The following is a 13,304-nucleotide window of genomic DNA, read 5'->3' as shown; positions in this document are numbered from 1 at the left end:
AGAGAAATACAAAAGAGCCTGCCAGGCAGGCTCGCTTTTAGAGGGGATGAATCAGCACAACACCATCGCCGCGATGCTCAACCCGAACCGGCAAGAGTTGCGGCAACGCGGCAAGAAAATCATCCGGCTTGGCGATATTCAGGCTGCCGGACAAGCGCCGTTCGCCCAGGCTGGCTTGGGCCAGGCGCACCGGGGCGGCGCGGTAATGCGACAGCTCATCCAGCAGCTGCGCCAAAGGCCGATCACGAAACACCAGTTGGCCACGTCGCCAGCTGGCAATCTCCTCGCTACCCAGACGCAGTTGCTGCAAGGTCTTGCTGCGGTAATCGAAGTCGATGCCCTCACCCGCGCCTAACAGCGCTTGCTGCGCCTTGCCGGCCTGTGGCTGCACCGCCACCTTGCCGCTTTCCACTGCCACCGCCAGACGCTCATCACTGCGCCGCACGCTAAAGCGTGTACCGATCACCCGTACGCTGCTCTCGCCAGCCATTACTTCGAAGGGCCGAGAGGCATCAGCCGCCACAGCGAAAAAGGCTTCACCAGCCAGCAGTTCAACTTCGCGGTGATCCTCAAAGAGACGCACACGCAGTTGGCTATCCACATTAAGATCGATACGAGTGCCATCCGCCAACTCGATCTGCCGTTGCTCACCCGGCGCACTGGACAGGCTCAATTCCTGGGTTGGCGGCGCGCCAAACCAGTTCTGCGGCGCCGCCAACACCGCACATACCAGCACCACCGCAGCCGCCAAGGCGCGCCCCGGTCGCCAACTGCGCTTCGGCCGCAAGGTCAGCACAGCTGCCGCCGGCAAAACGGGTCGCGGCAGCAGATCAAGATCGGCCCAGATCAGCTGCATATCGGCCAGTGCCCGCCCATGGGCCGGGTCAGCCGCCAACCAGACATCCAGCTGCGCCTGTTCAGTGCTCGATAACGGGCCGCGGCAACGCCGGCTAAACCAGATGGCCGCCTGCTCATCGATGGAAAGCGAATGTTCCCTGTGCATGCCTGGGCTCATAGCGGCTCCACCACGGTTTGGCCTTGCACACGTCGCTTGCAGTGCAGCAAGGCACTGGCAATGTGCTTTTCCACCATGCTCAGAGAAATTCCCATGCGCTCGGCCACCTCAACCTGGGACAGACCATCGAATTTATGCAGCACGAAGGCCTCGCGCCGGCGCGGCGGCAGATCATCCAGGGCACTGGCCAGCAGATGCAAACGCTGCTGCTGTTCGGCTTTTTCCAGAGGGCCGGCGCCCTGCTCATCAACCATGGCGTCCAACCCATGCTGTGCATCGCCATCCGCGCAGAGCTGAGGGCGGGACTGTTGGCGGCGCCAGTGATCACGCAGCAGGTTGCGTGCAATCTGAAAGAGAAACGCGCGGGGCTGTTGCACATCACCCCGGCCATCCCGGCCAAGCCACTGGGTAAAGACATCCTGAGCCAGATCGGCCGCATCGGCGGAGCTGTCCAGGCGCTTGCCGAGAAACTTCAGCAGCTCGCTATGCAGGGTGCGATAGACCAGGGAAATCGGGCCATGCAGTTGTTTATCCATGGCCATGGCGCCCGTACGCCGTATTGTTCGCTAACACCGCCACACCCCTGCACCGCATCAATCTGACCACGCAACAAAGTGCGTGGATCGAAAAGCATCAAATGAGAATACTTATCATTAGATATTGATCGACAGGTCAGGGTCAAGCTGGCAACGCCACGACTGAACAAACTCCCGCGCTGAAACAGCAACGCCACCCAGCGACATAGCACTGGATGGCGTTGGCACGGCGCACAATACGAGCCTTCAGAGCCCGGATTTAAGCCGGCTAAAGGCGCGGGTCAAGGCACGATTGAAGGCCTTGGCGTTGTCGTTCTTGGTGTACAGCTGCGCACGTACATCGGCGGGTGGGTAGGTGCCAGGGTCAGCGAGGATGGCCGGATCAACCGCGGCATTGGCCGCCGGCACGGCGTTGGCGTAGTAGATGGTGTTGGTGATGGCGCCGATCACCTCGGGGGTCATCAGGTGGTCCATCAACGCCAGGCCGGCCTCAGGATGCGGCGCATCTTTGGGGATTACCATCGCATCAAACCAGATCAGCGTACCTTCACGCGGGATGCTGTAGTGCAGGCTGTAGGGCTTGCCTGCCTGCTCAGCCTGGCCGGCAGCAATCGATACATTGCCGTTCCACGACATTGCCAGACAGGTATCACCGTTGGCCAGGTCGGTGATATTGCGGTCGTTGTCAAAGTAGCGAATCGATGGCCGCACCTTGGCCAGATGCGCCTCGGCCAGTTTCAGGTCATCCAGGCTCTGTTGGTTGATATCCAGGCCCAGATAGCGAAACGCGGCGGCAAACACCTCATTGGGGTCATTGAGGAAGCTCACCCCGCAGTCGGCAAACTTGGCCACGACGGCTGGGTCCATCAGCATGGCCCAGCTGTCGGTGGGTGCATCGGCCATGCGCTTGGCAATGGCCTGCTGCTGGTAGCCAAAGCCGGTGGTGCCCCACACATACAACCCGGCATAGCGGTTACCCGGATCGAAAGTCGCCATGTGCCCGGTGAACTCCGGATCAAGCCCGCTGAAATGCGGCACTGCGGCCTTATCCAGCGGCTGCAGCGCGCCACTCTGAATCGCTCGCTGCAGATGCTGACCGGCCGTGAGCACCAGGTCATAACCGCTGCGCCCGGTGAGCAGCTTGGTTTCCACGGTTTCCAGCGAGTCGAAGTGGTCGACCACCACCTTGATCCCGGTCTTCTGCTCGAAGCTGTTCAAGGTGTCCGGTGCCAGGTACTCACCCCAGATAAACAGATTGACCTGCTTCGGCGCCTCGGCCGCCAGCGCCTGAACGCTCGCGGCCAGGCCTAACGCCAACAGACTGGCATGCAGTTTCATCGAAGCCTCCTAGGCGCGCTTGGGCGCGGCGTATTGCGGCATGGTGATACAGGCGACGTTGCCGCCACCGAGGAGGATTTCCCGCGAATTCTCGATACCGATAATCCGGTGCTGGGGGAACAACTCGGCCAGAGTGGCCTGGGCCACGCGGTCGCAGGGATCGTTGAACAGCGGCACGACGATGGCCGAGTTGCCGGCGTAGTAGTTGATGTAGGAGGCGCAAATCTGCGTGCCGGCCTGGCGGGTGTGGGTCGAATCATCCTGATCCAGGCCTTCAGCCTCTTCAGCCGTCCATTCCAGTACACGCGGTTGCGGCAGCTTGTGGATCTGCAGCGCGCGACCCTGGGCATCGCGGGTGCTGCGCAGGATATCGTAGGCCTCCTGGTAGATTTCCCACTGCGGATCGTTGCGATCGTCCGTCCACTGCATCACCACCACACCGGGGCGGACAAAGCAGGCCAAGTCATCGATATGGCCATCGGTTTCATCGAACTTGCAGCCACGCGGCAGCCAGATCACCTGCTCGGCACCGAGGTAGTCCTGCAGGCGGCGGGTCACTTCGTCCTTACCCAGGTGCGCGTTGCGGTTGCGGTTGAGCAGGCACTGCTCGGTGGTCAGCAGGGTGCGCTGGCCGTCAGTCTGAATACCGCCCATCTCGGCGATAAAGGGCGCGCGGTAGCGATCAAAACCTTCGATTTCCAGAATCTTCTGGGCGATCTGGTCGTCCTTGTCCCAGGGGTAGTACAAGCCACCATCTAGACCGCCGTAGGCGTTGAACTCGAAGTCCACGCCGCGCACTTCACCGCTGTCGTCATTGACCAGAAAGGCCGGGCCGCTGTCGCGGAACCAGGTGTCGTTGCAGGTCATCTCCACCACCCGTACATGCGCCGGCAACTGACGACGAGCATTGGCGTACTGACTGGCCGAAGCGCACACGGTGACCGGCTCGCTGCTGGCGATGGCGCTAACGATATCGACCCAGACTTTCTGCGCCGGTTTGGCGCCGTTGCGCCATACGTCGGTGCGCTCCGGCCAGCCGAGCCAGCAGCGGGTCTTGAGTTCGAATTCGCCGGGCAGACGGAAGCCATCGGCTTTAGGGAGGGAAGTCAGGGAACGGGCCATTGCTAGGTACTCGTCGGTGGCTGAGGAATAGCTCGACAGTACCTGCGGCAGAGCGTCCGCGACCAATGACCATTATCGCGGAATAGATGAATTCAATTCAGATATCAACTAACTGATCAGTGAACCATTCAACGAACTGCGCCACCGCCGGTTTATCCAGACGCAACCGTTCGCAGACCAATGCGTATTGCCCGAGCGACGCCACACTGGCGGCGAACGGACGCACCAGGCGGCCGCTGGCCAGGTCCTCGGCGCTGGTCAGGTTGTCGCCAATCGCCACACCCTGGCCACGTGCAGCCGCTTCCATGGTCAAGCCGGCATGGCCCAGATACAGGTGCCGCTGCGGCTGGATATCGCCGGCGTGGGTGGTCAGCCAGGCCGTCCAGGTCTTGCCGTCCTGATCGTCATGCAGCAGGCAGTGGCGGGCCAGATCGCGCGGGTGCTTGAGCGGCAGCTGGTTGAACAGGCCGGGGCTGCACACCGGGAAGAACAGCAGAGTCGGCAAAGGCCGCACGAAGAAGGCACTGCCATCGGCCGGGCCGGTGCCGTAGGTGATCGCCAGGTCGATTTCTTCACCGGGCTGAGTCGCCTCCAGCGGCTGCTCATAAAGGTGCAGGGTGATCTGCGGATAGCGTTCGCTGAAATCGGCCAGGCGACCGATCAGCCACTTCTGCGCCAATTCAGCGGTTACTGCGATGCGCAACTGCGCCTGGGAACCGGGGTCACGCAGTTCATCACAGGCATCGAGTATCAGCTCGAAGGCCTGCTGCACACTGCGCAACAGCCGCTGAGCCTGCGGTGTGGGGCGCACCTGGCGGCCGTCACGCTGGAACAGCGGCGTACCAAGCTGCTCTTCGAGCTGGCGAATCTGATGGCTGACCGCACTGTCGGTGACACACAACTCGGCTGCGGCCCTGCCAAAGTGGGCATGCCGGGCAGCACACTCGAAGGTACGCAAGGCGGTGAGAGACGGTAGACGGCGCATGCGGCGCTCCTCGCTGGCAACTGCGCCGCATGCTTACTCAGGCGGGTGACTAGCGCAACAGCTTGTTGTCCAGCACCTCGGAGGCACCACCCATGACGTTTTCGCTGATCTCGATAAAGTCCTTGGTGCTGGCCTTGTCCAGGCGCATCAGGCCGCGGGTCACGTCATCCAGCGAGCGTGGCTGGGTGGTGCCTTTGGTGGCCTGACGGATTTCCCGATCCAGTTCCTGCAACAGCAATACCGCGCGGGCAGTAACCGGGCCACTGGAGTTGTCAGTGCGCAGGCTCTGCACCGGCTTGCTCCAGCGGATCAGCTGTTCACGAATCTTCTGGTAACGCTCCTCGCTGAGGCCACCGGCACGGCGCATCAGCTCGATGGCGTAGTACTCGGCCAAGCCCTCGGTGATCCAGTCACTGCGGTCACGGGCGCGGATTCGGCTGAATACATGCACCAGTTCGTGCACCAGGGAACTGGTGCCGTTCTCACTGACCAGCGGACGGTCACTGTGCATGTAGTAGGAGTTGGCCGCCGACAGACCGCCACGCCACATCGGGTCGCCGGCACCGACGATCAGCAGCTTGGCCGGGTCGCGCGGGAACACGTCCTGGGCATGTGGCCAGACGAAGGTCAGCAGGGTCATTACATCCATACGACGCATGCCTTCGCCCACTGGCGCGGCGATGGCCACATCGGTTTCGCCCAGCTTGGCCCGGCGCGTGCCGACTTTACCGGCCACGATCCAGCCTGTTGGGCGGTCGAATTTGCGCTGTGGGTTGTCGATACGGAACTTGTTCTTGCCGACACGCGGCCAGCCGGTTTCGACACTCTTCCAGCCCTTGGGCAGGTCGAACTGCAGACGCGAAACCAGCACGGTGTGATCTTCCTGGCGCAGTTTGACCGCCGGCACCAGATCGTCGCCACGCAGCAGCGCCCAATCCTTGGTGATCCGCGCATCAAAACGCCCGGGGGCACGTTCATGGTTGATGCGCACCAGGTAAGTCAGCTTTGCCTTGCCTTTGCCGGGCTGCCAGACACCCAGTGCCGGGCTGTCCTGGGTCCATTGGCCATCGGCCTTGAAGTCGCTGTAAACGCCCTGTTCGCCCAGATTGAAGGCCAGGCTGATGACCCGTGCGCCGTCTTCCAGGGTCAGGCTGACTTCGGCCTGCTCGGTCTCCGGCAGAAAACGCACGCGGTAATCCAGATCAACCTTCTTCGCCCACAGCGGGGTACTCAGGCTCAGCAGGACAACGGACAGCAACAGACGGCGCAGCAACATGGCAAAGCTCCACAGTGCAATTGAATGGTTCAGGCGAGTTTAGGCTGGCATTTGCAGGCGAGGTTCAGCCGGCGCGGAAGATCATATGATCCTCCCACTCATCCTCGGCCACGCTGTTTTCACTAAGCATGCGCCCAGCCTGGGAAATCCGCTGTTTGTGCACCTGCTCCGGGTCGCCGCAGACCAGGTGGTGCCACAGCAGCAGGTCCTTGCCTTCGCTGACCAGGCGATAAGCACAGGTCGGCGGCAGCCACTGAAACTGGTCAGCCTGGGCCGGGGTGAGCTGAATACAGTCGGGCACAAACTTGCGCCGGTTACTGTAGTCCGTGCAGCGGCAGGTTTGCAGATCCAGCAGTTTGCAGGCGATGCGCGTGTAATAGACGCTGCCATCGTCCTCGTCTTCAAGCTTTTGCAGGCAGCACAGGCCGCAGCCATCGCACAGCGACTCCCACTCGTCCTGATCCAGCTGTTCGAGGGTTTTGCGTTTCCAGAAGGGTTCGACTTTAGCGGCCATGGCGAGGGTACGGTGAGGGGCGAAAAGGCCGGCAGTCTAGCCGCTCGGCCTGACGCGGCCAAGGGCGGCAAGCCGAATGGCTGCCGCCTGACTCAATAACCCCGAGTGAAATCCACCTGCCCCACCAAGGCCTCATCGGCACGCCAGCGTTGCAGGTTATCCACAAACAGCTGCACCAGCAGGCGCGGGTCTGTCGGCGCAGCACTGTGCCCGGTCAGCAACAAACGCGGTGCATCCCAGAATGGATGGCCAGCAGGCAGCGGCTCTACGCGGCAGACATCGATCACTGCGCCGGCCAGTTGCCCCTGCTGCAAGGCGCTGACCAGTGCCTGATCGACTACCGCCACACCACGCCCGGCGTTGATAAATAGCGCGCTGGGCTTACAGGCAGCAAACAGTTCGGCATCGTAAATATCACGGGTGGCTGGCGTATCGGGCAGCAGGTTGATCAGGTAATCGGCCTCCGCCGCCAGGCTTGGCAGCTCGTCGAGCCCAGCCACCTGACGGAACGGCGGCAGATGGCGCGGGCTGCTGGCAATGCCCAGCAACTGCATGCCGAACGGCGCGAGAAACCGCGCCACGCTCAAACCGATATCACCCGTACCGACAATCAGCACCGTGCGCCCGGCCAGGCTTTGCGGTGCGCGGTTGTCCCAGCGCTGCTCGACCTGCGCCGCCAGGCGGGCAAACAACTGACGTTGATGAGCCAGCAGATGACCCAGCAGGTACTCGGCCATCACCTGACCGAAGATGCCCACGGCGCGGCTCAGGCAGTAATCGCTTGGCAAATCAGCGGCCAACAAGGGTGTGATGCCTGCCCAGGTCGATTGCAACCAGTGCGGCCGAACACCTTGGCGCAGCAAGGCAGCCAACAGGTCAGGCTGCCCCAGCCACACCGGGCAGGTTGATGCCTGATGCTGCAAATCGCCCAATTGGTCGCTGGCGAAGACCTCCAACTCAGGCGCCTGCTCACGCAGCAGCGCGGCATAACGGCGATGCTCGCCCTCCGCGATCAGTACGCGCAGCGGGGTGTCAGCTGGCGGGTTCATCACACCGGATCGTTACGGCGCAGCAGTTCATCGGGCAGGTGCTCGATGTATTCATCTTCCGGTGGCGGCATTTGCAGGTGGTAACCCTGCTCGTCGAGGTTGGCCAGCACCTTGTGGATGTCCTCGCGGGCCAGTTGGCGCTCGGGGGTGAGGATCAGTTCGAAGGCCAGAGCCGGAGTACCGAAGGCGCTCAACAGCGCTTCAGGTACACGTTTGAGGCCGTCGCTTTTCAGCACATAGAGGTACATCTCGTTCTTGCGCGGGCTTTTGTAGATTGAGCAGATACGTTTCACGCGGTGTCTCCGGTTGCAGCCAGGCAATCAAGCAGTGCCTGGCCCATCAATTCACGTCGCCAACCGCGCAGGGAATCCGGCAGCTGGTAGGGGCCATTGGGGTAGCCGGTTTTCAACAGGGCTTCGAGGGTTTTCTTGCGCAGCATCAGCTCCGGGGCGATACCCAGGCGTTCCCCCTCGCGCTGGCCGATAGCGCGCAGCTTCTTCAGCAGCGCCGAGGCTTCCAGCGGCAAGGGTTCGGGCAAGGCCTCGGGCCAGTCCGCCGGCGCAATGTTGGCCGCCTGCTTGATCAACTGCAGGATGAACTCGCCGTCCTGACGCACGGTTTTCGGGTGCATGTCCTCGATTCGCGCCAGGGCCACCAGGTTATCCGGCTGGGTGCGTGCCAGTGGCCACAGCGAATGCTCGCGAATAATCCGATTGCGCGGCTGGTTGCGTTTACGCGCCTGCTCTTCACGCCAGCTGCACAGCGCTTTCAGTACCGCCAATTGCTGGCGCGAGAGTTTCCAGGCCAGCTTGGCTTCGCGGTAGGCCAGCTCGGGATCGACTTCGCGACCCAGGTTGCTGACCAACTCGGCGCCGTCTTCCAGCACCCAGGCGTATTTATCAGCCGGCAGCTGCGCCTTGAGTTGTGCATAGACCTCAGCCAGGTGCAGCACATCTTCCGCGGCATAGCTGACCTGAGTGGCCGACAACGGCCGTTGCAGCCAGTCGGAGCGGGTCTCGCCCTTGGGCAGTTCGATATTCAGCACCGCCTGCACCAGACGCGAATAGCCCATGGAGAAACCCAGATTGAGGTAGCCAGCCGCCAGTTGGGTGTCGAACAGCGGCACTGGCAGGCTGCCAGTCAAACGCAGAAACACTTCCAGGTCTTCGCTGCAGGCGTGTAGTACCTTGACCACGGCAGGATCTCGCAGCAGCTCGGCAAAGGGCGTCCAGTCGCTGATCAGCAGCGGATCGATCAGGTACGCCCGCTCGCCCTCGCTGACCTGCAACAGGCCGGCAATCGGGTAAAAAGTGTCGACCCGCATAAATTCCGTATCGAGTGCCACAAACGCCAGCGTGCGCCAGGTTGCACAATGCTGTGCCAGGCTGGCGTCATCGCCAATCCACTGAATATCAATCGCCACGCGGCTCTCCCCTGAAGAATGCCGCGCAGTATATATCGCCCGGCCCAATAGCCGGGCATTCACAATGCGCGACAGCCGGCAGACGCGCTATTCTGCGCCCGCTTGCATTGAGAACCACCTTCAACAGGGAATAACAACAATGAAGAAACTGCTTGGCCTGCTGGCGGCCCTGATTGCCGCCGCGGCAATCTACCTCGCCGTCACCCCCAGCCCGATTGACCCGCTGGCCTGGGACGCGCCCAAAATCCCGCCAATGACCGGTATTCTGGAACCCAACGACACCTTGATGAAGGCCGAACTGCTCGGCCGTGGCCAGGTGCATGGCCCGGAAGACACCGCAGTGGATGCTCAGGGCCAGGTTTACAGTGGCCTGCATGACGGCAAGATCGTGCGCATCAAGGCCGATGGTAGCGTGGAGACTTTCGTCGACACCCAGGGCCGCCCACTGGGTATGGACTTTGACGCCGCCGGAAACCTGATCGTCGCCGACGCCTACAAGGGCTTGCTGAGCATCAACCCTCAGGGCCAGATCAAGGTACTGGCCACTGAAGCCGAAGGCGTGCCGTTCAAGTTCACAGACGATCTCGACATTGCCCGCGACGGCACCATCTACTTCAGCGATGCCAGCCAGCGTTTCGAGCAACCGGATTACCTGCTCGACCTGCTCGAAGCCCGTCCGTGGGGCCGCCTGCTCAGCTACAACCCGGCCAACGGTGAAACCAGGGTGCTGCTCAAGGACCTGTACTTCGCCAACGGCGTAGCGCTGTCGGCCAATGAGGACTTCGTGCTGGTCAACGAAACCTACCGCTACCGCATCACCCGTTACTGGCTGAGCGGCGACAAGGCCGGCACACACGACATTTTTATCGACAATCTGCCGGGCCTGCCGGACAACCTGCAGGGTGACCGCAACGGCACCTTCTGGGTCGCCCTGCCAACCCCGCGCAAGGCCGACGCCGATATGCTGCACCGCTCGCCCTGGGCGAAATCGCAGCTGGCCAAACTGCCACGCGCCCTCTGGCCCAAGGCCGTGCCTTACGGTTTTGCCATCGCCCTCAATGAGCAAGGCGAAATCACCCAGAGCCTGCACGACACCAGCGGCACCCATCTGCGCATGATCACCTCGGTCAAGCCGGTGGGTGACTACCTGTACTTCGGCAGCCTGGACAACGACCGCATCGGCAAACTGAAAATCCGCTGATACACCTCAGGCCCGCCCATCAACTGTGGCGGGCCTTTCTACCCCCTCCCCAGCCCCTCCTGCAGGTGTTTTCCTGATCCAGATCAGGAGAAATGCGTACGGCACATTGCGCTCTGCAAATCGCTGCTATCGTGATTATTCCCACCCTTCTAGCAGGCTCCGGTCATGGATATAAGCGCCCTGTTTTCACAAGTTCACAGCTTGCCCTGTATACCCCGTGTCGCCCAGGATCTGATTCAACAGTTCGATAATCCCCACACCAGCCTGGACAGTGTGGCGCGCAATATCGCCCTGGATCCGGTGATAGCCGCCAAAGTGCTGCGCCTGGCCAACTCGGCGCGCTTTCGCGGCGCCCGCGAGTCCACCAGCGTTGAAGATGCCGCCATGCGCCTGGGTTTCAACACCCTGCGTACGCTGGTGCTGGCCTCCGCTGTGACCGGTGCGTTTCAGGCGCCGCCAGGCTTTGACCTCAAGGGGTTCTGGACACACAGCTTTCAGGTCGCCAGCATCAGTCGGCTGCTGGCGAAGAACCGCGGCGTTGCCGTGGAAACTGCATTTACCTGCGGGATGATGCACAACATCGGCGAACTGCTGATTCAGACCGGCGTACCTGAGCTGGCCGAACGCCTCAACCAGAATGGCAAGGATGTCGGGGCCGCCCAGCGTGTGGCACTGGAAACCCTGCAACTGGGCTTTGGCTTCCCTGAAGTGGGTGCGGAACTGGCGCGGCGCTGGCAACTGCCGGAGCTGATCCAGCATGCCATCGCCTACCAGAGTCGGCCGTTCCAGGCGCCAGTGGACATGCCCTTGCCACGCGTACTGGCGCAAGCAGTGTCGATTGCCGAGGCGCTGCGTGAACATCCAGGCGCCATGTCCAAGGCAGTGGACACGCTGCAAGGCCCGCTGTTCGAAGGGCTGGATGTGGCCAGCCTGCTGGATGAACTGCCGGCGATTCTGGATGCCGACAAAGGCTTTGCCGAGCTGCTTGGCTGATCCCAACACCACTGAGCGCCTGGCAGCGCTCAGTGGTGGCTAATGCTACTTGCTGGCAATCCAGATGGTGTGCCGGGTGCCCTTGTTGCCATGGGCGTAGACCTGTACTTCCTCGACCTTGAAACCGGCCTTGCGCACCTTGTCGCTGAACACCCGGTCGGCACTTGCTGACCACACTGCCAACACGCCTTTGGGGCGCAATGCCTGGTAACAGCGCTGCAGACCCTGGGCCGAATACAGCCAGCTATTGCGCTTCTGGGTCAGCCCTTCGGGGCCGTTGTCGACATCCAGCATGATCGCGTCATAACGCTGCTCGGCATTCTTCAGGCAGTTGGCGACATCGTCCTGAATCACCCGGGTACGCGGATCGAGAATCGGGTAACCGGCCTTGGCCCCCAGCGGGCCGCGGTTCCACTCCACCACCCCAGGCACCAGCTCGGCCACTTCCACTTCAGCGGTCTTGTCCAGGTTCTGCAAAGCTGCGGCCAGGGTAAAGCCCATGCCCAGACCGCCGATCAGCACCCTCGAATCCGGCCGCCCGGCGACCTTCTTGCAGGGAATCGCCGCCAGCGCATCTTCGGAGCCGTGCATGCGCGTGTTCATCAACTGACCACCATCGCCGCCGGCAATCTTGATCACGAAATCCTCGCCGTACTCGAACAGGCATAAGGCACCTGAGCCATCAGGAATCGGGGCGGTATCGAGCAGGACAAAACGCTTCATGGGTCGCGGTAACCTGGGTCAGGACAAAAAAATGGGGATGCAGCATGCCCATAAACCGGCAAAGATGCAGCGCCCAGCGGGCAGAAATCTTCAGCGACAGCTCAATAGCAGGGTTTATGATGCTGGCTGCCCCTTTGCTCATAGGATAACTGGCATGCGCCTCGCCCAATTGATCACGGCTGCTCAACTGCAACAGCGCCATGATGAGCCCGACCTGCTGATTCTTGATTGCCGCTTTGCCCTGGAGGATCTGACTTACGGCCAACGCAGCTATGCCGAAGGCCACATCCCCGGCGCGCAGTTTGCCGATCTGGAGCGCGACCTGTCCGGGCCGATCCACAAAGGCATCACCGGCCGTCATCCCCTGCCAGAACCCTCGCAACTGCTACAGCGCCTGCGCGAGTGGGGGCTGAGTAATCAGAGTGAAGTGGTGCTGTACGACGACGGCCCCGGTGCCTTTGCAGCCCGCGCCTGGTGGCTGCTGGCCTGGTTGGGCAAACGCGAAGGCGTGTACCTGCTCGATGGCGGACTCAAGGCCTGGCGCGAAGCAGGCGGCGCGTTGACCCAGGACCTGCCCACGCCCACACCCGGCACCTTCAGTGGTAGCACCGATGCCAGCCTGCTGATCAACGCCGCGCAGCTGCAACAGCGCCTCGGTGATAGCCAACTGACCCTGCTGGATGCCCGCGGCCTGCCGCGTTTCAGAGGCGAGGTAGAGCCAATCGATCCGGTTGCCGGGCATATTCCCGGCGCACAATGTGCGGCGTTTACCGACAACCTCGACAGCGACGGTCACTTCCTCAGCCCGGAGCAACTGCGCCAGCGCTTTGCCGCGCAACTTGGCGAGCGCCCGGTCAGTGAGCTGGTGGCCTACTGCGGCTCCGGTGTAACGGCTTGCCATAACCTGTTCGCCCTATGCCTGGCTGGCTATCCCCTGGCTCCGTTGTATGCCGGCTCCTGGAGCGAATGGATCACCGACCCGACTCGGCCAGTGGCCACTGGCGACTGACAGGTTCCAAGCGATGCGGCCGCAGCACCGCATCGCCAAAGGCTGGTTAAGCACCAACTGGAATATAGGCAATAACCGAAAGCCGAAAACAATTTAAAAACAGCCCTTTACAGTAGAAAG

14 protein-coding genes are annotated in these 13,304 nt (G+C 62.0%); 3 read left to right on the top strand and 11 right to left on the bottom strand.

Annotated elements, in window-relative coordinates:
- Positions 1 to 37: 37 nt before the first annotated feature.
- From ACOCLD_RS11870 to rnd, 10 genes are all read right to left on the bottom strand, one after another.
- Positions 38 to 1,003, bottom strand: a complete 966-nt coding sequence (locus tag ACOCLD_RS11870) for a FecR family protein (protein ID WP_422909304.1) — start codon at positions 1,001 to 1,003, stop codon at positions 38 to 40.
- An 8-nt stretch (positions 1,004 to 1,011) separates the two neighbouring features.
- On the bottom strand, positions 1,012 to 1,551 hold the full coding sequence (locus ACOCLD_RS11865; protein ID WP_422909303.1) for an RNA polymerase sigma factor: 540 nt from the start codon (positions 1,549 to 1,551) through the stop codon (positions 1,012 to 1,014).
- A gap of 246 nt (positions 1,552 to 1,797) precedes the next feature.
- Positions 1,798 to 2,889 carry an extracellular solute-binding protein gene (locus ACOCLD_RS11860; protein ID WP_422909302.1) on the bottom strand — a complete coding sequence of 364 codons (1,092 nt, stop codon included), beginning with the start codon at positions 2,887 to 2,889 and terminating at the stop codon, positions 1,798 to 1,800.
- Between the two features lie 9 nt (positions 2,890 to 2,898).
- Positions 2,899 to 4,011: an agmatine deiminase gene (aguA, locus tag ACOCLD_RS11855; RefSeq protein WP_422909301.1), complete on the bottom strand. Its 1,113-nt coding sequence runs from the start codon at positions 4,009 to 4,011 to the stop codon at positions 2,899 to 2,901.
- A 97-nt stretch (positions 4,012 to 4,108) separates the two neighbouring features.
- Positions 4,109 to 4,996: a LysR substrate-binding domain-containing protein gene (locus ACOCLD_RS11850; protein ID WP_233684759.1), complete on the bottom strand. Its 888-nt coding sequence runs from the start codon at positions 4,994 to 4,996 to the stop codon at positions 4,109 to 4,111.
- A 49-nt stretch (positions 4,997 to 5,045) separates the two neighbouring features.
- The gene (locus ACOCLD_RS11845) at positions 5,046 to 6,272 is read right to left on the bottom strand and encodes a hypothetical protein (protein ID WP_422909300.1); all 1,227 of its coding nucleotides are present in this window, start codon (positions 6,270 to 6,272) and stop codon (positions 5,046 to 5,048) included.
- A gap of 64 nt (positions 6,273 to 6,336) precedes the next feature.
- The gene (locus ACOCLD_RS11840; RefSeq protein WP_233684757.1) at positions 6,337 to 6,786 is read right to left on the bottom strand and encodes a YcgN family cysteine cluster protein; all 450 of its coding nucleotides are present in this window, start codon (positions 6,784 to 6,786) and stop codon (positions 6,337 to 6,339) included.
- Positions 6,787 to 6,878: 92 nt separating this feature from the next.
- Entirely contained in the window at positions 6,879 to 7,811 is a 933-nt protein-coding gene (locus ACOCLD_RS11835; protein WP_422911798.1) for a D-2-hydroxyacid dehydrogenase, read from the bottom strand.
- Positions 7,812 to 7,834: 23 nt separating this feature from the next.
- Positions 7,835 to 8,128: a YcgL domain-containing protein gene (locus tag ACOCLD_RS11830; RefSeq protein WP_233684756.1), complete on the bottom strand. Its 294-nt coding sequence runs from the start codon at positions 8,126 to 8,128 to the stop codon at positions 7,835 to 7,837.
- On the bottom strand, positions 8,125 to 9,258 hold the full coding sequence (rnd, locus tag ACOCLD_RS11825) for a ribonuclease D (protein WP_422909299.1): 1,134 nt from the start codon (positions 9,256 to 9,258) through the stop codon (positions 8,125 to 8,127). The genes ACOCLD_RS11830 and rnd overlap by 4 nt, the downstream gene beginning before the upstream one ends.
- A gap of 139 nt (positions 9,259 to 9,397) precedes the next feature.
- Between rnd and ACOCLD_RS11820 the strand changes: the two genes are divergently transcribed.
- Positions 9,398 to 10,459, top strand: a complete 1,062-nt coding sequence (locus tag ACOCLD_RS11820; protein ID WP_422909298.1) for an SMP-30/gluconolactonase/LRE family protein — start codon at positions 9,398 to 9,400, stop codon at positions 10,457 to 10,459.
- 165 nt (positions 10,460 to 10,624) lie between these two features.
- On the top strand, positions 10,625 to 11,452 hold the full coding sequence (locus ACOCLD_RS11815) for an HDOD domain-containing protein (protein ID WP_257778548.1): 828 nt from the start codon (positions 10,625 to 10,627) through the stop codon (positions 11,450 to 11,452).
- A 45-nt stretch (positions 11,453 to 11,497) separates the two neighbouring features.
- Here ACOCLD_RS11815 and ACOCLD_RS11810 read toward each other — a convergent pair whose 3' ends face one another.
- The gene (locus ACOCLD_RS11810) at positions 11,498 to 12,175 is read right to left on the bottom strand and encodes a spermidine synthase (protein ID WP_422909297.1); all 678 of its coding nucleotides are present in this window, start codon (positions 12,173 to 12,175) and stop codon (positions 11,498 to 11,500) included.
- Between the two features lie 154 nt (positions 12,176 to 12,329).
- Between ACOCLD_RS11810 and ACOCLD_RS11805 the strand changes: the two genes are divergently transcribed.
- Entirely contained in the window at positions 12,330 to 13,184 is an 855-nt protein-coding gene (locus ACOCLD_RS11805) for a sulfurtransferase (RefSeq protein ID WP_422909296.1), read from the top strand.
- Positions 13,185 to 13,304 lie beyond the last annotated feature (120 nt).

It is taken from the genome of Pseudomonas cimarronensis (assembly GCF_049331905.1).
Classification (GTDB): Bacteria; Pseudomonadota; Gammaproteobacteria; order Pseudomonadales; family Pseudomonadaceae; genus Aquipseudomonas.
Note: the sequence above shows the minus strand (reverse complement) of the source record. Positions and strands in the feature narration are given on the sequence as shown.

Bases quoted from the DNA above. Each gene is read 5' to 3' on its own strand.
- ACOCLD_RS11810 (WP_422909297.1), bottom strand. From the start codon at position 12,175: ATGAAGCGTTTTGTCCTGCTCGATACCGCCCCGATTCCTGATGGCTCA.
- ACOCLD_RS11850 (WP_233684759.1), bottom strand. From the start codon at position 4,996: ATGCGCCGTCTACCGTCTCTCACCGCCTTGCGTACCTTCGAGTGTGCT.
- ACOCLD_RS11860 (WP_422909302.1), bottom strand. From the start codon at position 2,889: ATGAAACTGCATGCCAGTCTGTTGGCGTTAGGCCTGGCCGCGAGCGTT.
- aguA (WP_422909301.1), bottom strand. From the start codon at position 4,011: ATGGCCCGTTCCCTGACTTCCCTCCCTAAAGCCGATGGCTTCCGTCTG.
- ACOCLD_RS11870 (WP_422909304.1), bottom strand. From the start codon at position 1,003: ATGCACAGGGAACATTCGCTTTCCATCGATGAGCAGGCGGCCATCTGG.
- ACOCLD_RS11815 (WP_257778548.1), top strand. From the start codon at position 10,625: ATGGATATAAGCGCCCTGTTTTCACAAGTTCACAGCTTGCCCTGTATA.
- ACOCLD_RS11845 (WP_422909300.1), bottom strand. From the start codon at position 6,272: ATGTTGCTGCGCCGTCTGTTGCTGTCCGTTGTCCTGCTGAGCCTGAGT.
- ACOCLD_RS11820 (WP_422909298.1), top strand. From the start codon at position 9,398: ATGAAGAAACTGCTTGGCCTGCTGGCGGCCCTGATTGCCGCCGCGGCA.
- ACOCLD_RS11865 (WP_422909303.1), bottom strand. From the start codon at position 1,551: ATGGATAAACAACTGCATGGCCCGATTTCCCTGGTCTATCGCACCCTG.
- ACOCLD_RS11840 (WP_233684757.1), bottom strand. From the start codon at position 6,786: ATGGCCGCTAAAGTCGAACCCTTCTGGAAACGCAAAACCCTCGAACAG.
- ACOCLD_RS11805 (WP_422909296.1), top strand. From the start codon at position 12,330: ATGCGCCTCGCCCAATTGATCACGGCTGCTCAACTGCAACAGCGCCAT.